Raw genomic sequence first — 25,773 nt, forward strand, 5'->3', positions numbered from 1 at the left:
CCCGTCGGATTGTCGATCTCCATCTTGAACCGCTTGGTCGGATAGAGCGGCGTCAGGTTGTCGAAGTGGATCTTGTGCTTGGTCGCCTCGGGATCCTCGAAGTTGATCCGGTTGACCTTGAGCAACGCAAAGTAGCGCTCGCCCTCCTTGGGGCTCCGGATCTGGCCCTCGACGGTATCGCCCGTACGTAGTGCGAAACGGCGGATCTGCGACGGCGAGATATAGATATCGTCAGGCCCCGGCAGGTAGTTGGCGTCCGGCGAGCGCAGGAAGCCGAAGCCGTCCTGCAGCACCTCGACGACGCCGACGCCGGTGATTTCGATCTCTTTGGCCGCGAGCTGCTTCAGCGTCGCGAACATCAGCTCCTGCTTGCGCATGGTGCTGGCGTTCTCGACGCCGTTTTCCTCGGCAAAGCTTAGGAGCTCGGTGGGGGACTTGAGCTTGAGGTCCTCGAGCTTCATTTCGGTCATGAAACCGCTCCATGGCGGCCACGGCGGACAAGGTGGGAGAGGGGGGTGCCGGGCCTTGGGGTGGGGAATGTAGAGGTTGGGTGGCTGAAAGCCGCTTGGCTCGTGGGCGATGCGCCCGGCCAAATCCCTGGCCGGAGAGACCAGGGGTCGATTCGATCTCTCCTTATATAGCAAACGTTTGGGATCAGCGGAAGCGTCTCGACGCAAACGTGAAACCCTTAAAAGGGTTTCACGACCACGAGCAGAACGATGCCGATCATGAGCACGGTGGGGACCTCGTTCCAGATTCGCCACTGGCGCGCGGTCAGCGTGTTGCGGTCCTCGGCGAAGCGGCGCACGGCCGCCGAGAAGAAACCATGAACGCCCGAAAGGGCGAGAACCAGAGCCAGCTTGGCATGCAGCCACCCGGCGGAGAAATGCCCGCCGCGCCAGGCAAGCCAGAGGCCGAGCGCCCAGGTCACGACCATGGCCGGGTTGATGATGACCCGCAGCAGACGCTGCTCCATGACCTTGAACGTCTCGCTCGTCTCCGACCCCGGCGCCGCCCCGCAGTGGTAGATAAAAAGCCGCGGCAGGTAGAGCATGCCTGCCATCCACGAGATGACGGCGATCACATGCCCGGCCTTGAGCCAGGGATAAGCCGCATCTCCAGCCAGCGCCGCGACAGCAAGACACAGGGCCCCCGTCGCCGCCAGCGCCACCCCCGCCCGCTTGCCGGGCGACGCCTCTGTCCGGGGCTCAGCCACGTTCCGGGATCCATACCGCTCCCCGTTCCCGAAGGGACCCGGCTTGGCGTTGGACTGTCGTACGGGGATCCTGCCGACGTAGCGATTGTGGAAACTTGCGTAGATCCCGGCCTACTTCGGGATGACGTCCGTGGGGTGGGAGCCCGTTGCCTCCCCTCAACGTCATCCCGGCGAAGGCTGGGACCCACGCAAGCGTCCGCTTGTGCACCGGCTGATCTGCAACCAGCCCATTCGCAACCATTGGCCGCGCGTTGCGCAACCGAAATCTCGCGTCCAAACGAGAAAGAGCCAAGCTCGCACCGCTCAAGGCAAGTCCCTGGTTCATAACGATTTCAACCTCTGCCACGGACGCGGGCGACGAGTTGCGCTACGTTCTCCGGCGGTGTTTGTGGCACGATTCCATGCCCAAGGTTGAAGATGAATCTCTTGCCATCCATGAGATCCAGGATCTCGTCCACACGCTCGTCGAGCCGCGCGCCGCCAGCGACCAGCAGCAGGGGATCGAGGTTCCCCTGCACGACAACGTCCTCCTCCTCGAACGCCTCGCTCATCACGAACGGCGGCGTCGCCGTATCACATCCGATGCCGTCGACACCCGTCTCAGACACGTACCAGACGGCCGTCGCGCCGGCCCCACGCGGAAATCCGATCACGGGAACGTCGGGGTGCCGCTCCCTCAGCGTCTCACGGATCGCCCGCGTCGGCGCCACCACCCAGCGGTCGAACTCGTCGTCCGGCAGCGAGCCGGCCCAGGTATCGAAAATCATCAGGCAGTCGGCGCCGGCCTGCACCTGCCGGTCGAGGTAGTCGATCGACGCCGCAACCAGGACATCGATCAGCGCCTGGAAGCCCTTGGGATCGCGATAGGCCCAAAGTCGCGCCTCGGCCTGGTCGACCGAGCCCTGTCCCTGCACCATGTAGGTCGCGACCGTCCACGGCGCGCCGCAAAAACCGATCAGCGCCGTCTCCTGCGGCAGGTCCTGCCTGAGCCGCGCCACGGTCTCGGCGACGAGCGCGAACTTCGCCTCCGTGCCAGCGAGGCTGAGCCTGGCGAGCTCGTCGACCGACCGGATTGGCTCGAGCCGCGGCCCCTCGCCTTCCGCGAACCGCACCGACTGCCCGAGCGCATCCGGCACCACGAGGATATCCGAGAAGAGGATCGCCGCATCGAAACCATAGCGGCGGATCGGCTGCAGCGTCACCTCGGCCGCAAGCTTCGGCGTGTAGCAGAGCTTCAGAAAATCCCCGGCCTCGGCACGCGTGGCACGATACTCCGGCAGGTAGCGCCCAGCCTGACGCATGAGCCAGATCGGCGGCACATCGAGCACCTCTCCTCGGAAGGGTGCGAGGAACCTCCGCTCCCCCACTGCTTTGCGCGCTCCCTGCTCGCCCATCATCTTCCCTTCAATCAAAAAATAAGAGTCTTCTAGAGTTGTTGTTATTGCTTTTAGGGGCGTGGGTTGCGGGTATAGCGCCCACTCCCGCGGCTCTCCCCGGTCTGTCGACTCGTGAATTCGCCCATACGCTAGCTCTTGCGTGCCGGCCGAGGACGCGCCACTAGGCCCGCCCGACCCCATGCGAGTCAACCACTTGGTCACTAACCTTGCTGCGCGCCCTCCTGTGGATAGCATGTTGATTGCGGGCAGGAGGCTGTCGAGGATGCGCCAATCAACAGGGACGCTCATCCCATGAGAAAAATGGTTCACATCGGCCATAATCGGGGTATCCCGGTGGACAACCGGCACACCTTTCCCACCGCCAGCCGGTCCGGGCTCGTAGCCCCTGAATAAGAAGGCTCCTGATCCACAGATGGCCAACAGCCAGCCGAGCTACTTCCACCTGCATCTCGTGTCGGACTCAACGGGCGAGACGCTGACCACGATCGCCAAGGCGGCGGCGGTGCAGTACGCACAGATCCGGCCCATCGAGCACGTGCATCCGCTCGTGCGCAACGCGCGCCAGTTGAAGCGGGTGCTGCAGGAGATCGAGCAGGCACCGGGGATCGTGCTGTACACGGTGGTGAACCTGGATCTGATTGCCGCGCTCGAGCTGCGCTGCAAGGAGCTGAAGGTGCCGTGCCTCGCGGTACTGCAGCCGATCATGCAGGTGTTCGAGTCCTACCTCGGTACGCCGCAGACGCCGACGGTCGCCGGCCAGCACGTGCTCGACGCCGACTACTTCCGCCGCATCGACGCGCTGAACTTCACCATGGCCCACGATGACGGCCGCCTGCCGCAGGACCTGAACGAAGCAGATATCATCCTGCTCGGCATCTCGCGCACGTCGAAGACGCCGACCAGCATCTATCTGGCACAGCGCGGCTACAAGACCACGAACGTGCCGATCGTGCCGTCGCTGCCGTTTCCGGAGCAGGAGATCGCGAGCCAGCACTCGGCGTTCGTCGCCTGCCTGATCGCGAGCCCGGACCGTATCGCGGAGGTGCGCCGCAACCGCGCGCTGCTGCTCGCCGACCGCGACCTCGACGACTACGTGGACCGCAGCCGCATCGCGGCCGAGATCGCCTATACAAGGAAGCTTTGCGCCAAGCACGGCTGGCCGGTGATCGACGTCACGCGCCGCTCTGTCGAGGAGACCGCGGCGACGATCATCAGCCTCATGCACGATCGGGAGGCCGGCGAGCTCGCGCAGAGTACGGAGGACATCGCCGCCACGCAAAGTCAGGACAAATAGCACGCCATGGCCTTGAACCCGCCATCGCTGGTGCTGGCCTCGAGCAGCGCGACGCGGCGTACGATGCTGGAAGCCGCCGGCGTCGCCATCGAGGTGCGCCCCGCCGACGTGGACGAGGCGGCGATTCGCGACCGTCTGTTCGCAGCCGATGCCTCCGTTTCACATGAATCGGTCGCGCTGACGCTGGCCGCGGAGAAAGCCAAGGCCGTGAGCGCCGAAAAACCGGATGCACTCATCATCGGCGCCGACCAGGTACTCTCGTGCGAGGGCCGGCTATTCGAGAAGCCGGGATCGGTCGAGGAGGCGCGCGACCAACTGCTTGCGCTGCGGGGACGAACCCATGCACTCCATTCGGCGGTCGCACTGGCCACCGGCAGCGTTATCTCGTGGCGAACCACGGAAACGGCCCGCCTCACGCTGCGCGCGTTCAGCGAGGCCGCGCTCGATTGGTATCTCGCCCGCGCCGGCGACGCAGTCATGACCTCCGTCGGCGCCTACCGGATCGAAGGTCCGGCCGTGCAGCTTTTCGAGCACATCGACGGCGACCACACGACGATCCTTGGGCTTCCGCTTTTGCCACTGCTCGCGGAGCTGCGCCGCCGCGAGGTGCTCCTGACATGAAACGCGCCCCCTTAAAGAAAGCATGCGTCATCGGCTGGCCGATCGAGCACTCGCGCTCGCCCGCGATCCACGGCTATTGGCTGAAGCGCTATGCCATCGACGGCAGCTACGACAAGCGCGCCGTGCCGCCGGAAGAGATCGAATCGTTTCTCTCGTCGCTCGCGGCCGAGGGCTTGGCCGGCTGCAACGTCACGGTCCCGCACAAGGAGGCAGCGTTTCGGTTGGCCGCCGTACGCGAGGCGTCGGCCGAAGCCGTCGGGGCGGCGAACACGCTCTGGCTCGACGAGGCCGGCCGCCTCTGCGCCGCCAACACCGATACCTATGGCTATATGACGTATCTCGCGACCCGGGCAGAGGACTGGAGCCGCCGCACCGCGCCGGTCTCGATCCTGGGCGCAGGCGGTGCGGCGCGCGCCATCGTCTATGGGTTTCTCGAGGCTGGCGTGACCGAAATCCGCGTGTTCAACCGCTCCGCTGAACGTGCCGAGGCGCTGGCCCGCGATTTCGGTCCGCGCGTGAAGGCTTTGCCGTGGGAACAGCGCTCGCGCGCCTCGACGGAGGCGGCCGTGCTCGTCAACACGACCTCGGTCGGGCTCAAGGGTGCCGGATCGCTGGAGATGGACTTCACCGATTTCCACCCCGACTGCATCGTCTCCGACATCGTCTACGTGCCGCTCGAGACGGGACTGATCCGCGACGCGCGCCGCCACGGCCTGCGCACGGTCGATGGTCTCGGCATGCTGCTGCACCAGGCCGTGCCCGGCTTCGAGAAGTGGTTCGGCGTCCGCCCCGAGGTTACGGCCGAGCTCTACGATCTGATCGCCGCCGACATCGAGGCTGCCTGATGCTGATCGTCGGCCTCACAGGATCCATCGGCATGGGCAAGTCCACCGTCGCGGGCATGCTGCGCCGGCGCGGCATCGCCGTCTTCGATGCTGACGCCGAGGTGCACCGCCTATATGCGGGCGAGGCCGTGCCGCAAATCGAGGCCGCCTTTCCGGGCACGACGGCGGACGGACAGGTGGACCGCGCCAAACTCGCCGCCGTGCTTGCGCGCGATACGAGCCGCTTCCGCGCGCTGGAGGAGATCGTGCATCCGCTTGTCGCCGACGCCGAGCGGCGCTTCCTCGACGAGGCACACGACCGCGGCGATTGGATCGCGGTGCTCGAGATCCCGCTGCTGCTTGAGGTCGGCCGCGACCTGCATGTGGACGTGGTGGTCGTCGTCTCGGCGCCGGCCCATCACCAGCGCGCGCGCGTACTCGAGCGGCCGGGCATGACGGATGAGCGCCTCGAGGCCCTGCTCGCGCGGCAACTGTCGGACGAGGAAAAGCGCCGCCGCGCCGACTTCGTTGTGGATACCGGAGCCCCCCTGGCCGACACCGAGGCTGAAGTCGATGCTATTGTTGCGTCGCTGAAGTCTATCCCGGCCCAAGCCTATGAGCGTCACTGGCGCTAGCGCAGGTTTCCGACGCGCCAGACTTCCATGCGTATCTGGATCCCGGCCGTCCATGCGAAGCATGGCTCCGCCATGACGCCGGGATGACGTCACGATTAGGTAGGCGCGTACCACACACTCTCCGTCACTTCGGCGAAGGCCGGAGTCCAGACATATCTCAAGTCTGTGTTCCCGCTCTCCCGACAACGAAAAGGCTGCCTGATGCTGCGCGAGATCGTGCTCGACACCGAGACCACCGGCCTCGATCCGAGGAAGGGCGACAGGCTGATCGAGATCGGCTGCATCGAGCTCGTCAACCGCATCCCGACGGGCCGCGAGTTCCATCGCTTCATCAACCCCGAGCGCACGGTTCCCGCCGAGGCCGAGGCCGTGCACGGCCTCTCGACCGAGTTCCTGCTCGACAAGCCGCTGTTCACCGAGGTGGCCGAGGAGTTCCTCGACTTCATCGCCGGCGACATGCTGGTTATTCACAACGCGGTGTTCGACGTCGGCTTCCTCAACGCCGAGCTGGAGCGGCTGGGCCAGGGACCACCCATCTCCATGAGCCGCGTCGTCGACACGCTGCAGCTCGCGCGGCGCAAGCACCCGGCCGGCCCGAACAGCCTGGATGCGCTCTGCAAGCGCTATGGCATCGACAATTCGAAGCGCATCAAACACGGCGCGCTGATGGACTCGCTGCTTCTGGCCGAGGTTTATGTCGAGCTGTTGGGCGAGCGCCAGGCGAGCCTCGTACTGGGCAACGACCGGGCGAACGCCGGACGCAGTGCACGGGGCGGCGCTGCAGCTCTGCGCGGCCCGCGGCCCGTGCCGCTCCCCGTGCGCCTGACGGAGGAGCTGATCGCCGCCCACCGCGCCTTCGTCGAGACGCTCGGCCCCAAGGCCCTCTGGAAGCGCTACTTCGCCCCCGACGAAGCCGCCTAGGTCATCTGCCGATAGCGACGACAAGCAACTGTCGGCGTGCTCCGGGAAGCTTGCGTGGGTGCCGGCCGTCCATGCGAAGCATGGCTCCGCCATGACGCCGGCATGACGGACATTTACTGGCAGCCGGCGCGTCCACACTCAACGTCATCCCGACGAAGGTCGGGACCCACGCAAGTCTCCGCAATCGTACCGTCTCAGTTCGGCTTGCTGGACGTTGCCGCGCCGGCAAGCTCCTGCTTGCGCCGGAGAAAGAGCTGCCCGAAGTCGATGGGGTCGAGCATCAGGGGCGGGAAGCCGCCCTCGCGCGTGATGTCGGCCACCAGGCGGCGCAGGAACGGGAAAATCAGCGTCGGACAGTTGATGAGCAGGAACGGCTCCAGCGCCTGATCGGGAATGTTCTTGAGCTGGAACAGCCCCGCATAGACGAGCTCCAGGTCGTAGATCGTGCCCTCGGTGTTGGAGGCGACGGCCTTGAAGTCGATAGCGCTCTCGTAGAGGTCGGGCTGTATGCGCTTGGCGCCGACGTTGATCTCAAGCTTGATGTTCGGCGCCTCCCCCTGGCTCGAGAGCAGCTTTGTGATGTTCGGGTTCTCGAACGACAGGTCCTTGATGAACTGTCCCACGATGCGCGCCTCGATCGGCGCCTGCGCGGTCTGATCTCCGTCGGCCGTGCCCTTGGGGTCTGTTGCCTTTGTCTTGTCTGTCATCGTTGGGGCTTTCACTTCTCGGTCGAGGCCACGCCTTGGCCGAAGGTCGCAAAGTCCGGCTGGCGCAGGGGAATAACGAATGGCGTGCTGGCTATCACGGGCGGCGGGGCCCTGCAATCGGCCAATATCCCGGATGTTGCAGGCTGTGGGCCTAGGGCCGCAAGATTATTGGCTTCTCCCTCTTTGTGGCCTAAGTTGAGGGTCATGATCGGCGCGCCCGACATGCGGCAGCCCGTGCCGCAGGTGAGGTGGACGCCTGGACGGATCTCACGAGCGATCTTACATCAGAGCAAACGCCCCGTTTGCGCGGGCCTTGCCGGGAAGCTGCCGAGAATGAATGGCGAAATCAATCTTCTGACGCTCCTTTCCCTCATCGTTGCCATTGTCGCGATCGTGAAGCTGAGGAGCGTGCTCGGCCGCCGCACCAACGACGACGAGGCGCGCGTCGAGCAGCGCCGGCGCGAGGCCCAGCTTCAGAAGACGGCGGCGGCCCAGTCGGACAAGGTGGTAACCCTACCGCGGCGCGAGCGCGAGGCGGAAGGCGCGGACTCCACCGTTTCGGTGGCCGAGGTCGAGGCTCGCATCAAGTCGTTCGCGGGTTCCGACACGGCGCTCGCGAACGGATTGACCGCGATCCTCAAGCTCGACTCCAAGTTCGATCCCGAGAACTTCCTGCGCGGCGCACGCCAAGCCTATGAGATGATCGTCACCGCCTTTGCCGAAGGCAACCGCCGCTTGCTGCGCGATCTGCTCTCCGCCGACGTGCTGGACAGCTTCAGCCGCGCCATCGCCGAGCGCGAGCAGCGCGGCCACGTCATCGACCAGAGCTTCGTCGGCATCAACAAGGCCGACATGCTGGAGGCCGAGGTCAGCCAGAAGGGCATTGCCAGCATCACGGTGCGCTTCGTCAGCCAGTTGATCAGCGCCACGCGCGACAAGGCGGGCAACATCATCGACGGCGACGACACCCGCATCAAGGACGTGACCGACATCTGGACCTTCTCGCGCGACATCTCCACCAAGGAGGCACGGCGCAATCTCAACTGGAAGCTGGTCGGCACCCAGGCGCCGAACTGATCTGCCGGATCGAACCCGCTGACGTCGCGCCGCCATGCCGCTTGGAGCCCGCACATCTGAGTTGGCGAAGCTGGACGTGACGTTCGAGCCCGTGCCGTTCTCGGCGCTGCTGGGCTGGGATTCGGACGATCACCTGGCGGCGTTCCGAGCCTTCCTCCGCTCCGCGCGCGTCTTGACGCGCGCTACACTTGCGCCGTCCGGACAGACGCGAACCGCCGATGCGGCATTGATCGCGGCGGCCCATCGCGCACTCGCCGAAAGCATCCCCGACGCGGCCGCCGCCAAAGCCTATTTCGAGGCGCACTTCGTCCCCCATCGCGTCACCCACAACGGTGCCGAGGGCCTGCTCACGGGCTACTACGAGCCCGTGCTCGCGGGCTCGCGCGTCGAGGAGGGCCCGTTCCGCATCCCGGTCTACCGCCGGCCGCCCGACCTCGTGAACCTCGTGCGCGAGGAGGAGCGCGGCGCGCTTGCCGACGGGTTGACACACGCGCGCAAGACGGCGGATGGCATCGCGCCTTACGCCACGCGTGCCGAGATCGAGGACGGCGCACTCGCCGGCCAGGGCCTCGAGTTGATCTGGCTTGCTGATCCGGTCGATGCCTTCTTCATGCACGTGCAGGGCTCGGGTCGCATCCGCCTGCCGGACGGAAAAACGATCCGCATCACCTACGACGGCAAAAATGGCCACCCCTACACGTCCATCGGGCGCGTCCTGATCGATGCCGGCCATTTCGCGCCGGAGGCCATGACGCTCGCCGCGCTCAAGACTTGGCTTGCCGCCGATGCCACGCGCGGCCGCAAGGTGATGCAGGAGAACCGCTCCTTCGTCTTCTTCCGTGAGCTTGGGAACGAGGACGACGGCCCGTTGGGCGCGCTCGAGATCCCGCTCTCGGAAGGACGCAGCCTCGCCGTCGACACCGGCTTTCATGCCATCGGCACGCCGATCTATGTCAGCGCGCCGACGCTCACGCCGTGGGATGACGCGCAAGGCTTCGCGCGGCTGATGATCGCGCAGGACGTGGGCTCCGCCATCCGCGGCCCCGAGCGCGGCGACCTCTACTTCGGATCGGGCGACGAGGCGGGCCGCCTCGCGGGCGGAACCAAGCACCCGGGCCGCTTCTTCGTGCTGCTCCCGCGTAGACCGGCCGTGTCATGAGCAAGCCGCCCGCCCCACCGCGCCGCCGGCACCTCACGAAGGAGGACGAGGCGCTCTGGGAGCACGCGGCCTCCACGCTGAAGCCGCTGCGCGGAAAGAAGTCGCGCCATCACCCGAGCGCCGCGGAGGCGGATGAGGCACCGCCTTTCGCGCCCAAGGCCAAGTCCGGCAAGAAACCCGAGACCGCACCGGCCACCGCGAAATCCCACGCCAAGCCGCCTTCCCCGCCGGCGCCGCGCCCGAAGACACCCGACCTGAGCACCTTCGACCGCAAGGCCGCGCGCCGTCTCCGCCAGGGCCAGATCGAGATCGAGGCGCGCATCGACCTGCACGGGCTTCGCCAGCACGAGGCGCATGGCGCGCTGCGGCGTTTCCTGCTGTCATGCTTCGCGCGCGGCCTGCGCTGGGTTCTTGTCATCACCGGCAAAGGCGGTCCGCGGGCGCGCGACGACGACGGCTTCGGCATCTCGGAGCGCGGCGTCCTGCGCAAGAACGTTCCTATGTGGCTTTCCGAGCCAGAGCTGCGCGCCATTGTCGTGAGCTTCACGACCGCGGCCATCCCCCACGGCGGCGAGGGCGCGCTCTACATCCAGCTCCGCAAGCCCGACCGCGCGCGGTAAGCTGGAGCACATTAGCTCTTGGTTGAATGTTCCCCCACGTCATGGCCGCCCTTGAGGCGGCCATCCAGGGGCCGCTTTCTCATCGGTCGACCAGCACGCCCTGGATGGCCGGGTCAAGCCCGGCCATGACGTCGCTTTGAAGGGATGCGGCTCTTCGATCTCGAATGAGCATGCTTGGCGTCTGCGTCTCGTGGATCCCGGCCTGCGCCGGGATGACGTTGAGGCAGGCGGCGGTGACAGAAAAGGACGCTAGAAGCGCTCATGGGCACGCCGACGCAACCGCATCCAGCGCCTTGCCGAGTCCGTTGAGCGAGTAGGTATCCGTCGTCAGCGTGCCGCGCGTGGAGGTCGCCTTGATGACCATGGTCGTGCCCTTCTTCATCGCCTCGACCAGCTTCAGCTCCTCGGTGGTGTCGGCCACGTAGGCGCGATCCTCGTCGGCGAAGAGCTGGAACGCGTCGTCGCCGACCGTGACGTCGACCGGGCTGTCCGGCTTGATGCGATAGCCGAGCTTGACCGACACCTCGGACTTCACGCCGTCCTTCGGCCAAGCCGAGACGTAGAGCACGATCTTGGAGCGGTTGGCACCCGCCGGCTCCTTGGTCTTGGGCTGCGAGGCGGCGAAGCAGATCTTGGGATCGTTCTGGGCGTTCTGGTGCACGATCCAGTCGCCGAATGCCCCGGTTCTGAGCCCGGTCTCCTCGGGAGTCTGCGCGGCAAGCGGCGCGGTCCAAAGCAGCGCCACGGAAACGAGCGAAAGCGGGAGTGTGGGAGCAAGCGGTCTCATGCGGTGTTCGTCAGCCCCTGTTCTGGCGAATCTGGCTCTTATACGGGGTGGCGCGCCACCCTGTCACCCGTCCGTCCGGCCCTTACGGTGTTTGTCCGCCCGCACCGGCCCGGATCCCTCGGAAGGCCCCCCTTCCGAGATCGGCCGTTCCGCGAACGGAGCGAGACTCTTGACGCGGTCGTACATGACGATCGCGCCGGCCATGGCCACGTTGACGCAAAAGCTGGTCGGGATCTTGACGATGTAGTCGCAGCGCCGGAGCAGCGCCTCCGACAGCGAGCCGCGCTCCGGCCCGAGCACATAGGCCACCTGCAGAGGATGGCGGAAGCTGGGCAACGCGATGGCCTCGTCGAGAAGCTCGATGCCGACCAGCTTGCAGCCCTTGGGCAGCACCATCTCGCCTGGCGTCTCCCAGTTGTAGTGTGGCAGGTGCCAATGCCCCTTGGAGGTGTCGGCGCGCGCCTCCAGCGCCTGGTACTGGGCACCGATGGTGAACGTGAAGCTGGCACCGAAGGCATGCGCAGAGCGCATCAGGTTGCCGAGGTTGAGGGCCTTGGACGAGCGCTCGGCGCCGATGGCGAAGTAGCCGCGCGATTTCGGGGGCCAGGCGGATGTGGTGGTCATGAAGGGGCTCGCATCGAGGCCGCTCCCCGGCTAGGAGAGGCGGCAGGATTTTCGCCCCCGGGAGGTCACACATGAAGGCGGCCCTTTGCAAGAGCCTCGACGGCCCCGAGGCCCTGGTCATCGAGGAGATTGCCGACCCGGTGGCGGTGGCGGGCGAGGTCGTGGTGCGCGTGCGCGCGGCCGCCCTCAATTTCTTCGACACCCTGATCACGCGCGGCAAGTACCAGACCAAGCCCGCGCTCCCCTTTTCGCCCTCAGGCGAGATCGCGGGCGTCGTCGAGAGCCTCGGCCCCGGCGTGACGGGCGTCGCCGTCGGCGACCGCGTCGCAGCCGCGGTGGGCTACGGCGGCGCGCGGGAGAAGGTCGCCGTGGCCGCCGAGAGCCTGATCCCGATCCCGCCCGGCGTGTCCGACGCCGTGGCCTCGGCCGTCAGCGTCACCTTCGGCACCGCCATCCACGGCCTCAAGGACCGCGGCCGCGTTGAGCCCGGCGAATGGGTTGCCGTGCTCGGCGCCTCGGGCGGCGCCGGCCAGGCGGCGGTCGAGATCGCGAAACTCTTGGGCGCACGCGTCATCGCGGCCGCGTCCGGCGACAAGCTCGACGTCCTGAAGGCGCTCGGCGCCGACGAGGTGGTGGACTACGACACGGCCGACCTCAAGCAGGCGCTGAGAGACCTCACCGGCGGCCACGGCGTGGACGTCGTCTACGACTGCGTCGGCGGCAAGTACGCCGAGCCCGCCGTGCGCGCGCTGGCGTGGGGAGGCCGCTTCCTGGTGATCGGCTTTGCCGCGGGCGAGATCCCCAAGCTTCCGCTCAACCTGCTCTTGCTGAAAGGTGCGGACGCCATCGGCGTGTTCTGGGGCGAGGCGGTGCGCCGCGCACCCGAGCGCCACCGCGCCAACATGATCGACGTGCTGGGCTGGATCGCCGCCGGCAAGCTCGCCCCGCGCATTCATGCGACGTATCCACTGACCGAGATTCGCGAGGCAATCGGCGTCCTCGACCGCCGCCAAGCCACCGGCAAGGTCGTGCTGACCCTCTAGTGATCCGGCTCGGATGCCTCTCGCGAGCCTATGACCGTCGAGTTCGTTAAAGCTTGCGTGGGTGCCGGCCTTCGCCGGCATGACGTCATTTTGCTGTCTGGCCGGTTGCCACAACCTCGACGTCATCCCGACGAAGGTCGGCACCCACGCCAGTCTCCACAGTCTCGACGTCGGCAGGACCTCACACCTCGTCCAGCACGATGAGGTGGTCGGGGAGCTCGTTGGCGTCGCATGACCCCGGCGGGAAATGCTTTGCCAGATGGCCGCCGACCGCCGCGATGGCGGCGACGAAACCCTCCGTATGCCGTCCCTCGCCGAACGCGGCCGTGAGCCGGCTCACGATCTCCTGCCAGGTGCCCTTCGGCACGCGCGCCTCGATGGCCGCATCAGCGACGATCTCGGCGTAGCGCTCGGCGACGGAGATGAAGATCAGCACGCCCGTGCGTCCCGACGTGGTGTGCAGGTTCTGGACGACGAACTGCTCCACGGCGCGCCGATGTGCGCGCGCGTGCTTGATGCGCCGCGGCACCAGCCAATAGCGGATCGGGCGTGGCAGCGTGGCCGCAAGCGTGAGGGCGAACGCCGCCACCTGCGCCAGGTAGATCCAGGCCGCCGGCCACCACGTCCAGAGGATGAGCGGCCACGGCACGAGCAGCGCGATCACGGACGCCCACAGGAACGGCGCGTAGAGATAGGTGCTGCTCTCGGCCGCGACCACGGCCACGATCTCGCCCGAGGTCGCCTTCTCCGCCTCCGTGATGGCCTCGGTGATCTGCTGCTCGTCGCGTTCCGAGAACATAGCTGTCATCTCTCTCAGTCTGTGCCTTACCAGCTACCCGAGCTGCCGCCGCCGCCGAAGCCGCCACCACCGCCGGACCATCCGCCTCCGCCTCCGCCCGACCATCCGCCGCCACCCCAGGTGTCGTGCGCGCCGCCGGGAAAGACCACGAACCCGTCGTCACGGGCGCGGCCGCGCCGCGCCCGCCGTCGCTCGTCGCGCCCGAGCGGTTGCGGCGCCTGCGCGGCGTAACGCATCTGGGCGTAGAGGATGTAGACGACCACGGCGATCCAGAACGCGATCATGAGTAGGCCGATCCAGTCCGGCCCGTCACCGCGATCGAGCCCGCGCGCGCGCTCTTTCACGGCTTCCGCGTCGCCGAGCAGCGTATCCTTGATGTCGCGCACGCCGGCTCGGATGCCGGCCGAGAAGTTGCCGCGGCGGAACTCGGGCAGGATGGCGTTCTCGATGATGATGCGGCTCATGAGGTCGGTGACCACGGGCTCGAGCCCGCGCCCGACCTCGATCCTGACCTTGCGCTCGTTCGGCGCCACGATGAGCAGCACGCCGTTGTCCTTGCCCGCCTGGCCGATGCCCCAGTGGCGGCCGAGCTGATAGCCGTAGTCGTCGATCGCGTAGCCGTCGAGCGACGGCAGCGTGACGACGACGAGTTGGTCGGTCGATTTCGCCTCGAGCGCTGAAAGCTCGGCCTCGATGGCAGCCCTATCCTCCGGCGAAAGCAGGCTGGCATTGTCGACGATGCGGCCCGTGAGCTGCGGAAAATTCGGAGCCGCGAGACAGGACCCGCACGCGAGCCACATCGCGGCCAGCGCAATCGCGATCGGAATTGCACCACCGTGGAGCCCTGCTCCGGCGTGTCTGGATCCCGGCCTGCGCCGGGATGACGTTGGGGTTGGGCAATCCTGATTCCACAAACAATCCGTCACTCCGGCGAAGGCCGGAGTCCAGACACGTCGAAAGTCAGCCCTGTGTTGGCCCGCTACAAGCCGGAGGACCGCCAAAATTGCCACCGCCAGCCGCACCATGCCATCGCGATAGGCCAAGAAATTCCCCTCCTCCTCGCGGGGAGGGGCCGGGGGTGGGGGGAAGCCAGAAAACTCACGTTGGTTGTGTGTCATCACCCCACCGCGCGCGTCATGCCGAAGGAGAAGGCGACCCTCCCCGTCAAGGGGAGGGTTGCGTCAGGACAGCAGGCGGCTCACTTGCTCGTGCCGAAATCGACCTTGGGCACGGCCTGCTCCTCGGCCGGGATATCGAACGTCGCCATTTCCTGCGCCGTGGGGTAGAGCGCCATCTTCCAGAGCCGGCCGGGGAAGGTCACGATCTCCGTATTGTACTGTCGCACGGCCTGAATGTAGTCGCGCCGCGCGATGGCGATGCGGTTCTCCGTGCCCTCGATCTGGCTTTGCAGGGCGAGGAAGTTCTGCCCGGACTTGATGTCCGGATAGCGCTCGACGACGGCGAGCAACTGGCGCAGCGCGCCACCGAGCGTGTTCTGCGCGTCCTGGAACTGCTTCATGGCCTCGGGATTGGTCAGGATGTCCGCCGGCACCTGCACGCTGACCGCCTTGGCGCGCGCCTCCGTGACGTCGGTCAGCACCTTGCGCTCCTGCTCGGCGAAGCCCTTCACGCTCTCGACCAGGTTCGGGATCAGGTCCGAGCGCCGCTTGTACTGGTTCTGCACCTCCGCCCAGGCCGCCTTGGCGCTCTGCTCGTAGGTCGGGATGTTGTTGACGCCGCAACCGCCGAGCACGAGTGCCGCCAGCGCGGCGGCGACGAGGGCGAACGGACGGAGCGTTGGGAGAGCGGGGGCTCGGGTCATGAGGGAACCTCGTTGGAATGCTTTCGGGAGAACCTGTCCCGCACGTGATCCGCATTGGGAAGCGGCTTTCCGAGGAGAAGCGCGGCAAGACGAAATGCGCGTGTCCACGCCATGGATGTAGCAGAGGGCGCCCCGGCAGGAAATCGACTGCGCAGAGCGCACCCTTTCGACTTTCGATACAAGGTCGGTAAAAGGCGCGTCGTTTCAATGCCTTGTGTTTAACCAACACAAGTGCTTCCACAGCCTGTGCATCGCGTACGCGATAGAGTCGAGCGTCCTTCCTTGGAGCATCCCTCCCATGGTCTCGCGTCCGGGTGCGGCCCTCGCCGCCCTCTTGTCCCTTGCCGCGGCGGCAACGCCCGCCATGGCCTGCCGCTACGGCAGCGAATGCTATGACAAAGTTCGCCTGCCGAACGTCTACCGCACCATTGATCGCCCAGTGGTCGTGCGGCCGGGATACCGCGAGGTGGTCGAGACGCGGCCCGTCGTCGTGGTGCGTCCCGAGCGCGTGATCGTGCAGCCGGCCCGTGTCGATTACGTGAGGACGCCGCCCGTGACGCGCACCGTGCTGCAGGAGGTCGTGGTGCGACGCGCCGGCTATCGCTGGGCCACGACCTACGGCCCTTACGGCGAGCGCCGCTGCAAGGTTCCCGTACCGGCGGAGGTCAAGGTCGTGCCGCGCGAGGTCGTGGTGCGACCCGGCCGGCGCGTGCGTCTCGTCACGCCGCCGGTCTACGCGATCCAGAATCGCGCCGTCGCCGTGCGTCCCGCGGAGCGCATCGTCTACGATTACCCGCCGGTCATCCGGCGCGAGCGGGCAACGGTGCTCGTCCGCCGCGGCGGCACGGCCTGGGTGCCTGCCAGGTATTGATCGCCATCCGCGGGGAAGGAAATGGCGCGCCGGGGAGCCCGCGCCACCACGCCCCATGACGGCAGCCACCGGCATTTTGGTATCACCGTATTCGCCGGTGATGATCCGATTGCGATATTTCGCGCACGCTTCGCGAGACCGCCACAATCTGGACGCACATCGGGTGTGGGGACGGGCCAATGCGGCAACTGAGGCAGGGGAGGCCTCTGATCGTTATGCGCAATACCATTGCTGTGATGAACACCAAGGGCGGCGTGGGCAAGTCGACCCTTGTGCTCGCTTTGGCCGAAACGCTGTCGGCCTATCACGGCAAGAACGTTCTCGTCATCGACAGCGACTCGCAGGCCTCGGTCTCCAGCATGCTGATGACGATCCCGAACCTGCATCGCCTGCAGCAGAACGGGCTGACGATGGTCGACTTCCTCGTCGCGCGCGTGCTGCAGGATGCGGCGGTGGACTGGCTGCGCTTCGTCGTCCGCAACGTGTCGGACGTGGACGAGGCGCAGAGCGTCTTCCTGATCCCGAGCGACATGCAGCTCACGCTGTTCGAGCGCGAGGTGTCGAAGAGCAGCCAGCACAGCCGTCTGCGCGCGGTGATCGCAGGCCTGCTCAATGAGGCGCGCCGCGTGTTCGATATCATCCTCATCGATTGCCCGCCGGGGCTTTCCGTGCTGACCGAGAGCTGGTTGCGCGAGGCCGATTTCCACATTTCGCCGACCAAGGCCGACTACATCTCCGTGTGCGGGCTCGAGGTGTTCCGCCGCTTCAAGGCTTTGAACCCCGAGATGGGCTTTGCCGAGAACATCGGCGTTCTGATCAACATGAAGGACGTCGGCTCGCCGACCGAGGAGGACTATCACGCCTGGCTGTTGAGCAACCCGGAGAACCGCTGCTTCGACCAGGTGATCCCGCGCGCCATCGTGCTGCAGGAGGCCGCGCGCTTCCACACGCCGGACCGCTCGTACTTCGCCAAGTATCCCGGTGACACGGGCAAGGCCGTGCGCGGGCTCTGCGAGGAGCTGCTGAGCCGCATGGGGCTCGCGTCGGCGGCGACCTCCGTGCCGGCCGCACCGCCCCCGCTTCCGCAGGCGACCAGCACGCCCGACGAGCCGATCGCCGTCGCGCCTGCAGCTGCGGCGCAACCCGCGACCTGACGCGCGCAAGCGGCTGCGCGTGCGCGATGTCTTTCGAAAGATCGGGAAGAATTGGAGCGGGCGATGAGATTCGAACTCACGACCCTCACGTTGGCAACGTGATGCTCTACCCCTGAGCTACGCCCGCGTCCGGAAATGGGGGTAAATCGCGCGACCAGTGATCGCGCGCCCGGTCTTATTGCCCAACCGCCGCGGCTTTGCAAGCCTCTTCCGGACGCGGGTGCGTCCCGCCCGGAATTCCGGCCCATGGACCGGCAGCCCCAACCCTTGTCTCAGGAGGAAGGGGCCTGATCGCACCAGGGAACCCCAACCAGGGGCTCGCATATTCCTGTGAGGCCGACCATATTGCCAGCGTGGCATGCGGCTGCGAAGATTCGCGGCCGATTACGCAGCATCTCGAGGAGTGACGGAATGGATTTGGGAGGATTGAAGCCCGGTGGGGCTTCGCCGGCCGCGCAGGGCATCATCAAGGACGGAACCTCGGCGAGCTTCGCCAAGGACGTCATCGATGCCTCCCGGCAGGCGCTCGTCCTGGTCGATTTCTGGGCCGCCTGGTGCGGACCCTGCAAGCAGTTGACGCCCATCCTCGAAAAGGTCGTGACGAGCTACGGCGGCAAGGTGCGTCTGGTCAAGATCGACACCGACGCCCACCCGGCCATCGCCGGCCAGCTCCGCATACAGTCGCTGCCGACGGTTTACGCCTTCCGCGACGGCCGTCCGCTTGACGGCTTCATGGGCGCCCAGCCGGAGAGCGCCGTGCGCGCCTTCATCGACCGGCTCTTGGGTGAGGACGCGGAGGCAGATCTCGCCGGCGTCCTCGAGGCCGCGGAAGCAGCCCTCGACGAGGGCGACCTGCAGGGTGCCGCGGAAGCCTTCGCCGCCGTGCTGCAGGAGGACCAGCAGAACGCCCAGGCCCTGGCCGGCCTCGCGCGCTGCTACTTGATCAGCGGCGACACCGCGCGCGCCGAGCAGACGCTCGCGCTCGTGCCGCCGGACAAGCAGTCGAGCGCACCCGTGCAGAGCGCCCGCGCCGCGCTCGACCTCGCCAAGCTCGCGGGCAAGTCCGACAACAGCGTCGAGCTCGAGCAGCGCCTCGCCGCCAATCCTGCCGATCACCAGACCCGGTTCGACCTTGCCGTAGCGCTCGCCGCGCGCGGCAAGAAGAGCGAGGCGCTGGAGCACCTCTTGGACCTGGTGCGTAGCGACCGGAACTGGAACGAGCAGGCGGCGCGGAAGCAGCTCGTCCAGCTCTTCGACGCCTGGGGTCCGAAGGACGAGCGCACCATCGAAGGCCGCCGCCGCCTGTCGTCGATCCTGTTTAGCTGATCAGCCAAGAGGTAGGAGCCTGACGTGGCCTATGCCGATCAATACCGGCACCCCGCCGACCTTCCCTCGCGCCTGCCCTTGTTCCCGCTTCGAGGCGCCATCCTGCTGCCGGGATCCACGCTGCCGCTCAACATCTTCGAGCCGCGCTACCTCGAGATGGTCGAGGATGTCATGAGCGGCGCGCGCATGCTGGGCCTTGTGCAGCCCGCGGGCTCCGACGACGACGAGAGCCCGCCCGGCAAGTCCGTGCCGCTGCGGCGCATCGGCGGCGCCGGACGCGTGACGAGCTATCAGGAACTCGACGACGGGCGCCTTGCCATTGCCGTCACCGGCATCTCGCGCTTCGAGATCGTGGGCGAGGCGGAGAGCGGGCGCGCCTACCGCACGGCGACCGTCAGCTACGACCGCTTTGCCGGCGACCTGACGCGCGGCCTCGGCGAGGAGCTGGTCGACCGCCCCCGGCTGATCGGCGCACTGCGCATGTACCTCGACGAGCACAATCTCAAGACCGACTGGTCGGTGATCGACCGCGCCCCGAGCGAGTTCCTCGTCAACGCGCTCTGCGTGATGAGCCCGTACGGGCCGGAGGAGAAGCAGGCTCTGCTCGAGGCGAAAGACCTCAAGACGCGGGCCGAGGTGCTGGTAGCGCTGGCGGAGATGGAGAGCGCCACGCGTGGCGGCTCCGGCGGCACATTGCAGTGAGGCGACGCCCATGACCCAAGCGAAAACCGACGGCACCCCCGGCGACGCCGTGACCGAGGAACCCGATCCGAGGCTGCTCGAGCTGCTCGTCTGCCCGGTCACCAAAGGTCCGCTGACCTACGATCGGGTGGCGCGGGAGCTGATCAGCGTCAAGGCCAGTCTGGCCTTTCCGATCAGGAACGGGGTGCCGCTGATGACGGTCGAGGCTGCACGCTCCCTGGACGAGCCGCCTCCGTCCTCCGGCACGAGGTGAGGAAGGACGAGAGTCGATTCGAGGCGTGGTGGATCGCGCATGGCACAGAGCCGGAATACGAAATCCCTTCAAATGGAAAAGCAAATCACGCTTGTCGATCGTCGTAAAATTGTCTCCGAATAATGTTTGATTGCCATTCGCCGACGTCCCGTCGGTTTCTTTTCCCGGACGGATTCCCATGAGCATCGCGCGGCAAGCCAGAATGCGCGGCCTGACGAAGCGCATCGCTGGGCGATGGCAGGAAAACCCCCTTCTGAACGCCGCCCCGCGCGGGCTCCTGGCGCTCAGGGCCTTAAACGAGAAGGCGCGCTCCAAGGGGCTGCCGTTCGTGCGCAAGCCGGTGCCGAAGATCTACGGCCGCATCGGCGATCTCGAGGTGCGCCTTGCCCACGGCCGCAAGGACATTCTCCGCGCCCAGCGTCTTCGCTACGAGGTGTTCTACGAGGAGATGAGCGCGACGCCGAGCGTGATCGCCGGCATGCGCCGCCTCGATCAGGACCCTTACGACGCCATCTGCGACCATCTACTGGTTGAGGACCACAGCGCGGAGGCCGGCATGCGTCCCGACGCCTGGGCCCGCACGCGCCGGCCGCACGTGGTCGGCACCTACCGCCTGCTGCGCCAAGAGGTGGCTCAGCGGAGCCTGGGCTTCTATACGGCGAGCGAGTACGACATCGCGCCCCTGATCGCCGCCAAGTCGCCGCGCTACCGCTTCCTGGAGCTCGGCCGCTCGTGCGTCCTTCGCCCCTACCGCACCAAGCGCTCGGTGGAGCTCCTGTGGCACGGCCTCTGGACCTACGTGCGCGAGCACAAGGTGGACGTCATGATCGGCTGCGCCAGCTTCGAGGGCACCGACCCCGAGGTGCACGCCATGGCGTTGAGCTTCCTCCATCATCACGCGCTCGCCCCGCCCGAGTGGCGTTGCCGCGCGCACGACCGCCTCTACGTGCAAATGGACCGCGTGCCGCGCGACAAGGTCGACACCAAAGCGGCCCTCAAGGCCCTGCCGCCGCTGATCAAGGGCTATCTGCGGCTCGGCGCCTTTGTCGGCGACGGCGCGGTCATCGACCACCAGTTCGGCACCATCGACGTATTGATCGTGCTGCCGGTGGAGAACATCGACCCGCGCTACTTCGGCTACTTCGGTGCCCCCGACGAGCTCAAAAGCCGCATCGCCGTCGAGGTTTAGGACGTCGCGGCAGCCGCCCTACGTCTCCCCGTCGCATGTGCGGAAGCTTGCGTGGATCCCGACCTTCATCGGGATGACGTTGGGAAGGCCGGCACCTACGCAAGCCAGTCAGGAACTGGGCCGATCATAGGAATCGGCCTCCCTCGGCTCGGTGAAACGCACTGCAAGGAACACGCACTCCCGCCTTTTTCCCCGATGGGCTGGCCGGAGGGTTTCCAATCCTGTCGCCAACCGGCTATCCGTGGGCCGGGAACGGTGGGAGCGGACAGCGCATGGCGGGGCCAAGGCGGCATCGAAAGGAAGAGGCGATAGAGCCGGAAGCGGCCGACGTGAAGGCCGCGCGCGCCAAGTCGCCCGCCCACGAGGAGCCCGCGCCAGCTCCGGCCCCCGCCGCGCCTCCGCCGGCGGCCGTCGGCGAGGCGACGCCCTCCATGGCGCAGTTCCTCGAGATCAAGACTGCCAACCCGGACAGCCTGCTCTGGTACCGGATGGGCGACTTCTACGAGCTGTTCTTCGACGACGCCGTCGCGGCCTCCCAGGCGCTCGGCATCGTGCTCACCAAGCGCGGCAAGCATCTGGGCCAGGACATTCCCATGTGCGGCGTGCCCATCCACCGCGCCGACGAGTACCTGCAGCGCCTGATCAGGCTCGGCTACCGCGTCGCCGTCTGCGAGCAGTTGGAGGACCCCGCCGAAGCGCGGAAGCGCGGCTCGAAGGCCGTCGTGCGCCGCGACGTGGTGCGCCTCGTCACCCCCGGCACGCTGACCGAGGAGACGCTGCTCGACGCTCGGAGCCGCAACTACCTGACCGCCCTCTTCCGCGCGCCCGGCGGCCCCGATGGACCGCTTCTCGGCTCCGAGGCCGTCGTTGCACTCGCCTCCCTCGACATCTCGACCGGCGAATTCGAGGTCGGTGAGACGCGCGGCAAGGACCTGCCCGGCGAGCTTGTGCGGCTCGCGCCAAGCGAGGTCATCGTCGCGGACGGCTTGATCGCCGAGGCCGAGCTCAAGGCGTGGATCGCGCGTGCCGGCGCCGCCGCGACGCCCGTGCCGGTTGCCTCCTTCGACAGCCTCGCCGGCGAGCGCGACCTCAAGGCGCGTCTGGGCGTCGCCGACCTCGGAGCGTTCGGCGCCTTCACGCGCGCCGAGCTGGCCGCCGTCGGCGCGCTCCTGCGCTACGTGGACCTGACGCAGATCGGCAAGAAGCCCGTCGTGCGCGCCCCGCGCCGCCTCGGCACCGAGACCACGCTCGTCATCGATGCCGCGAGCCGCGCCAGCCTCGAGCTCGTGCGCGCGACGTCGGGCGAGAAGGTGGGCAGCCTGCTCGACGCCATCGACCGCACGGTGACCGGCGCCGGCGCCCGCGAGCTGGCGGCGCGGCTTGCAACGCCGCTCACCGATCCGCGCGCCATAGAGGCGCGCCTCGACGCAGTGGCATTCCTCGTCGACGACGAGGCGCTGCGCGACGTGCTTCGCGAGACTCTGAAGGGGGCGCCGGACCTCGCCCGCGCCGTCTCCCGCCTCGCCTTCGGCCGCGGCGGACCCCGCGATCTGCAAGGCATCGCGCTGGGTCTTGCAGCGGCGGCCGAGGCCGCGCGTCTATTGCGCGAAAAGACGAAGGGCGTCGGTCTGCCCGACGAGATCGCACGCCTGTTTGCGCGCATCGACGGGCAAGGCGCCGAGCTTCTTGCGCTGCTCTCCGCGGCGCTCGTCGACGATCCCCCGCATCTGAAACGAGACGGCGGCTTCGTGCGCCGCGGCTTCCGCGTGGCGCTCGACGAGGCGATCGCGCTGCGCGACGACAGCCGCCGCGTGATGGCGGAGCTCGAGGCGCGCTACGTGGCGCTGACCGGCATCAAGACGCTCAAGGTGCGCCACAACAACATCCTCGGCTACTTCATCGAGGTGACGCAGACCAACGCCAAGCCGCTCACAGAGGCACCGCTGGCCGACACCTTCCGCCATCGCCAGTCCATGGCCAACGCCATGCGTTTCACGACTGCGGAGCTCTCGGAGATCGAGGGCCGCATCGCCTCCGCCGCCGACCGCGCCCTCGCCATAGAGCAGGAGATCTTCAGCGAGCTGGCGGCGGCCGTCGCACGCGACGAGCGCACGCTCTCCGACATCGCCGCCGCGTTGGCCGAGCTGGACCACACCGCCGCGCTCGCCCATCTCGCCCACCACGAGCGTTTCGTGCGCCCCGTCGTGGACGACGGCCTCGCGTTCGAGATCCGCGGCGGCCGCCATCCGGTCGTCGAGCAGGCCTTGCAGCGTGCGAGAGGCGGCCCCTTCGTGGCCAACGACTGCGTGCTGGGTCGCGCCGGTCCCGAGCGCCCGCCGGGTTTCGACGAGATGCCGGACGCGCGCATCTGGCTCGTCACCGGCCCCAACATGGCCGGCAAGTCCACCTTCCTGCGCCAGAACGCGCTGATCGCCATCCTCGCCCAGATGGGCTCGTTCGTGCCGGCGGCGCAGGCGCACATCGGCGTTGTCGACCGTCTGTTCAGCCGCGTCGGCGCCGCCGACGATCTCGCGCGGGGCCGCTCGACCTTCATGGTCGAGATGGTGGAGACGGCCGCCATCCTGAACCAGGCCACGTCCCGTTCGCTCGTCATCCTCGACGAGATCGGACGCGGTACGGCGACCTTCGACGGCCTCTCCATCGCCTGGGCCGCGGTCGAGTACCTGCACGAGGAGGCCAAGGCGCGCGTGCTCTTCGCCACCCACTACCACGAGCTGACCGCGCTCGCCGGGCGCCTGCCGCAGGTTGCCAACGTGACCATGGACGTCAAGGAGTGGGCCGACGACATCGTCTTCCTGCACCGCGTCAAGGCCGGCGCCGCCGACCGCTCCTACGGCATCCAGGTGGCCAAGCTCGCTGGCCTGCCGCCGCCGGTGGTGGCGCGGGCGCGCGAGGTGCTGGCCCTGCTCGAGAAGGCCGACCGGCGCCGCGGACAAGGCAACGGCCCGCTCGAGGATCTGCCGCTCTTTGCCGCCGCCCGGCCGACCAGCATGCCCGCCGCGAGCGGTCCGGGACCGGTCGAGGTGGCGCTGGACGCCATTAACCCCGACGAGCTATCGCCCAAGGCGGCGCTCGACGCCCTGTATGCTCTGAAAAAACTTCGCACGGACGGCTCCGGCAGTTGAGCGCGGATGCGTGGCGTTTACGGCCCGAAGTCGATGCTCTAAGAGAGCGAATGGCCCAAGACAGTTCGATGGACAGATCTCAGTTTCCGCCGGCGCCCTACTTCGATCCGAAAGAGCTGCGCGAGACGCTCACCGCATTGTTCAATTCCTACGGCAGCGCGGTCGAGGCGCGCCCCGCGGTCGTCGATCGTCTGAAGCTGCTCGTCAAGGCAGCCCGCGGCACGGCACGGCTTCAGCTCGAGGCGGACGGCAACGGGAGGCGCTGCGCCAAGGGTCTGGCCCGCTTCCAGGACGAGCTGGTGCGCCTGCTCTACGACTACACCGTCGCCCACGTCTATCGCGCCACCAATCCGTCGGATGCCGAGCGCATGGCCGTGGTCGCGACAGGTGGCTACGGCCGCGAGATGCTGGCCCCCGGCTCCGACATCGACCTCCTGTTCCTGCTCCCCTACAAGCAGACGCCGTGGGGCGAGAGCGTCGCCGAGTACATGCTCTACCTGCTGTGGGATCTGGGCTTCAAAGTCGGCCACGCCACACGCACCGTCGACCAGTGCCTGAAGCTCGCGCAGGCCGATACGACGATCCGCACCTCGCTGCTCGACATGTGGCTCATCCACGGCGATGCGGAGCTCTATTCCGAGCTCGAGCGGCGCTTCCGCAACGAGGTGATCCGCGGCTCCGAGCGTGCCTTCATCGACGCCAAGATGGCCGAGCGCAGCGAGCGCCACCGCCGCGCCGGCGAGAGCCGCTACCGCGTCGAGCCCAACATCAAGGACGGCAAGGGCGGCCTGCGCGATCTGCACACGCTGCACTGGCTGTCGAAATATCTGCTCGGCCACGAGGTTGGGCCGGAGACCGTCGCCAAGGGCATCTTCACGCGCGAGGAAGCGGCCACCTTCAGGAAGTGCGAGAACTTTCTGTGGACTGTCCGGTGCTTCCTGCACTTCTACACGGGCCGGCCGGAGGAGCTGCTCTCCTTCGAGATCCAGCCCGTACTGGCCGAGAAGCTGGGCTACCGCGACAAGGACGGCCTGCGCGCCGTCGAGCGCTTCATGAAGCACTACTTCTTGATCGCCAAGGACGTGGGCGACCTGACGACGATCCTGTGCTCCGCGCTCGAGATCCAGCAGATGAAGAGCTCGCCGGTTCTGGAGAGCATGCTCAATCCGCTCTCCTGGATGACGCGCCGCCAGATCCGCGAGAAGACCGACTTCCGCATCGACAACGGCCGCATGAACATCGCCGATCCCGATGTCTTCAAGCGCGACCCGGTGAACCTGATCCGTTTCTTCGCCCAGGCCGAGAACACCAACACGTTCCTGCATCCGAACGCGATCCGCCAGCTCCGTCACTCGCACCGGCTGATCGACGATAAGCTGCGGGCGGATCCGGAGGCGAACCGCATTTTCCTGCAGTTGCTGACCGGTCGCGTCAATCCGGAGGCGACGCTGAGGCGCATGAACGAGAGCGGCGTGCTCGGCCGCTTCATCCCGGAGTTCGGCCACGTCGTGGCCATGATGCAGTTCAACATGTACCACCACTTCACGGTCGACGAGCATCTGATCCGTACCGTGGGCCAGTTGACC

General features: G+C 67.2%; 25 protein-coding genes, 1 tRNA gene and 1 pseudogene. 17 read left to right on the top strand and 10 right to left on the bottom strand.

What is annotated here, in order from left to right:
* The 3 genes from IT540_RS14625 to hemE form a co-directional block, all read right to left on the bottom strand.
* The coding region (locus IT540_RS14625) for a Rho termination factor N-terminal domain-containing protein (RefSeq protein ID WP_291179357.1) at positions 1–470 on the bottom strand (470 nt) is incomplete at its 3' end.
* Between the two features lie 218 nt (positions 471–688).
* Positions 689–1,165, bottom strand: a complete 477-nt coding sequence (gene hemJ / locus IT540_RS14630; protein WP_291179421.1) for a protoporphyrinogen oxidase HemJ — start codon at positions 1,163–1,165, stop codon at positions 689–691.
* Positions 1,166–1,548: 383 nt separating this feature from the next.
* Entirely contained in the window at positions 1,549–2,613 is a 1,065-nt protein-coding gene (hemE, locus tag IT540_RS14635) for a uroporphyrinogen decarboxylase (RefSeq protein ID WP_291179360.1), read from the bottom strand.
* A gap of 412 nt (positions 2,614–3,025) precedes the next feature.
* Between hemE and IT540_RS14640 the strand changes: the two genes are divergently transcribed.
* The 5 genes from IT540_RS14640 to dnaQ all read left to right on the top strand — a co-directional run bounded on the left by IT540_RS14640 (position 3,026) and on the right by dnaQ (position 6,908).
* Entirely contained in the window at positions 3,026–3,907 is an 882-nt protein-coding gene (locus IT540_RS14640) for a pyruvate, water dikinase regulatory protein (protein ID WP_291179363.1), read from the top strand.
* A 6-nt stretch (positions 3,908–3,913) separates the two neighbouring features.
* Positions 3,914–4,528, top strand: a complete 615-nt coding sequence (locus IT540_RS14645; RefSeq protein ID WP_291179366.1) for a Maf family protein — start codon at positions 3,914–3,916, stop codon at positions 4,526–4,528.
* Positions 4,525–5,373 (top strand): shikimate dehydrogenase, encoded by an 849-nt coding sequence (locus IT540_RS14650; RefSeq protein WP_291179369.1) that lies wholly within the window; start codon positions 4,525–4,527, stop codon positions 5,371–5,373. Before IT540_RS14645 ends, IT540_RS14650 begins: the two co-directional genes overlap by 4 nt.
* The gene (gene coaE / locus IT540_RS14655) at positions 5,373–5,987 is read left to right on the top strand and encodes a dephospho-CoA kinase (RefSeq protein WP_291179372.1); all 615 of its coding nucleotides are present in this window, start codon (positions 5,373–5,375) and stop codon (positions 5,985–5,987) included. The genes IT540_RS14650 and coaE overlap by 1 nt, the downstream gene beginning before the upstream one ends.
* 204 nt (positions 5,988–6,191) lie before the next feature.
* Positions 6,192–6,908: a DNA polymerase III subunit epsilon gene (gene dnaQ / locus IT540_RS14660; RefSeq protein ID WP_291179424.1), complete on the top strand. Its 717-nt coding sequence runs from the start codon at positions 6,192–6,194 to the stop codon at positions 6,906–6,908.
* Between the two features lie 194 nt (positions 6,909–7,102).
* Here dnaQ and secB read toward each other — a convergent pair whose 3' ends face one another.
* The gene (gene secB / locus IT540_RS14665; protein WP_291179373.1) at positions 7,103–7,615 is read right to left on the bottom strand and encodes a protein-export chaperone SecB; all 513 of its coding nucleotides are present in this window, start codon (positions 7,613–7,615) and stop codon (positions 7,103–7,105) included.
* 333 nt (positions 7,616–7,948) lie between these two features.
* Here secB and IT540_RS14670 point away from each other — a divergent pair, with 333 nt between their 5' ends.
* From IT540_RS14670 to IT540_RS14680, 3 genes are all read left to right on the top strand, one after another.
* Positions 7,949–8,692, top strand: coding sequence for a Tim44/TimA family putative adaptor protein (locus IT540_RS14670; protein WP_291179374.1), 744 nt, complete (start codon positions 7,949–7,951; stop codon positions 8,690–8,692).
* 61 nt (positions 8,693–8,753) lie between these two features.
* The gene (locus IT540_RS14675; protein WP_291179377.1) at positions 8,754–9,851 is read left to right on the top strand and encodes an MltA domain-containing protein; all 1,098 of its coding nucleotides are present in this window, start codon (positions 8,754–8,756) and stop codon (positions 9,849–9,851) included.
* A complete protein-coding gene (locus IT540_RS14680) occupies positions 9,848–10,471 on the top strand; it encodes a Smr/MutS family protein (RefSeq protein ID WP_291179380.1) in 624 nt (207 codons plus the stop codon). The genes IT540_RS14675 and IT540_RS14680 overlap by 4 nt, the downstream gene beginning before the upstream one ends.
* 259 nt (positions 10,472–10,730) lie before the next feature.
* Here IT540_RS14680 and IT540_RS14685 read toward each other — a convergent pair whose 3' ends face one another.
* Together IT540_RS14685 and IT540_RS14690 are read right to left on the bottom strand one after the other, a co-directional pair.
* Positions 10,731–11,258: an invasion associated locus B family protein gene (locus tag IT540_RS14685; RefSeq protein ID WP_291179383.1), complete on the bottom strand. Its 528-nt coding sequence runs from the start codon at positions 11,256–11,258 to the stop codon at positions 10,731–10,733.
* A 63-nt stretch (positions 11,259–11,321) separates the two neighbouring features.
* Entirely contained in the window at positions 11,322–11,882 is a 561-nt protein-coding gene (locus tag IT540_RS14690; protein WP_291179386.1) for an RNA methyltransferase, read from the bottom strand.
* A 71-nt stretch (positions 11,883–11,953) separates the two neighbouring features.
* On the opposite strand from IT540_RS14690, the gene IT540_RS14695 reads away from it, so the two are divergent.
* On the top strand, positions 11,954–12,925 hold the full coding sequence (locus tag IT540_RS14695; protein WP_291179389.1) for an NADPH:quinone oxidoreductase family protein: 972 nt from the start codon (positions 11,954–11,956) through the stop codon (positions 12,923–12,925).
* Between the two features lie 181 nt (positions 12,926–13,106).
* Here IT540_RS14695 and IT540_RS14700 read toward each other — a convergent pair whose 3' ends face one another.
* The 3 genes from IT540_RS14700 to IT540_RS14710 form a co-directional block, all read right to left on the bottom strand.
* A complete protein-coding gene (locus IT540_RS14700) occupies positions 13,107–13,724 on the bottom strand; it encodes a TPM domain-containing protein (protein WP_291179392.1) in 618 nt (205 codons plus the stop codon).
* 26 nt (positions 13,725–13,750) lie between these two features.
* Complete coding sequence (locus IT540_RS14705) at positions 13,751–14,524, bottom strand: TPM domain-containing protein (protein ID WP_291179395.1); 774 nt, start codon at positions 14,522–14,524, stop codon at positions 13,751–13,753.
* Between the two features lie 398 nt (positions 14,525–14,922).
* The gene (locus IT540_RS14710; protein ID WP_291179398.1) at positions 14,923–15,546 is read right to left on the bottom strand and encodes a LemA family protein; all 624 of its coding nucleotides are present in this window, start codon (positions 15,544–15,546) and stop codon (positions 14,923–14,925) included.
* A gap of 298 nt (positions 15,547–15,844) precedes the next feature.
* Between IT540_RS14710 and IT540_RS14715 the strand changes: the two genes are divergently transcribed.
* Together IT540_RS14715 and IT540_RS14720 are read left to right on the top strand one after the other, a co-directional pair.
* Positions 15,845–16,417, top strand: a complete 573-nt coding sequence (locus tag IT540_RS14715) for a hypothetical protein (protein WP_291179401.1) — start codon at positions 15,845–15,847, stop codon at positions 16,415–16,417.
* 215 nt (positions 16,418–16,632) lie between these two features.
* A complete protein-coding gene (locus tag IT540_RS14720) occupies positions 16,633–17,571 on the top strand; it encodes a ParA family protein (RefSeq protein ID WP_291179404.1) in 939 nt (312 codons plus the stop codon).
* Between the two features lie 52 nt (positions 17,572–17,623).
* Here IT540_RS14720 and IT540_RS14725 read toward each other — a convergent pair.
* Positions 17,624–17,698, bottom strand: a tRNA-Gly gene (locus tag IT540_RS14725).
* Between the two features lie 284 nt (positions 17,699–17,982).
* Here IT540_RS14725 and trxA point away from each other — a divergent pair.
* The 6 genes and pseudogenes from trxA to IT540_RS14755 all read left to right on the top strand — a co-directional run.
* Positions 17,983–18,897, top strand: coding sequence for a thioredoxin (gene trxA, locus IT540_RS14730; protein ID WP_291179407.1), 915 nt, complete (start codon positions 17,983–17,985; stop codon positions 18,895–18,897).
* Positions 18,898–18,921: 24 nt separating this feature from the next.
* Entirely contained in the window at positions 18,922–19,599 is a 678-nt protein-coding gene (locus IT540_RS14735) for an LON peptidase substrate-binding domain-containing protein (protein WP_291179410.1), read from the top strand.
* A 10-nt stretch (positions 19,600–19,609) separates the two neighbouring features.
* Positions 19,610–19,852 (top strand): Trm112 family protein, encoded by a 243-nt coding sequence (locus IT540_RS14740; protein WP_291179412.1) that lies wholly within the window; start codon positions 19,610–19,612, stop codon positions 19,850–19,852.
* 178 nt (positions 19,853–20,030) lie between these two features.
* Positions 20,031–21,041, top strand: coding sequence for a GNAT family N-acyltransferase (locus IT540_RS14745; protein ID WP_291179415.1), 1,011 nt, complete (start codon positions 20,031–20,033; stop codon positions 21,039–21,041).
* 272 nt (positions 21,042–21,313) lie between these two features.
* Positions 21,314–24,187, top strand: coding sequence for a DNA mismatch repair protein MutS (gene mutS / locus IT540_RS14750; RefSeq protein ID WP_291179418.1), 2,874 nt, complete (start codon positions 21,314–21,316; stop codon positions 24,185–24,187).
* A 68-nt stretch (positions 24,188–24,255) separates the two neighbouring features.
* Positions 24,256–25,773, top strand: a pseudogene (locus IT540_RS14755) (bifunctional uridylyltransferase/uridylyl-removing protein); the annotation flags it as partial.

Source organism: Hyphomicrobium sp. (genome assembly GCF_020852195.1).
Taxonomy (GTDB): Bacteria; Pseudomonadota; Alphaproteobacteria; order Rhizobiales; family Hyphomicrobiaceae; genus Hyphomicrobium_C.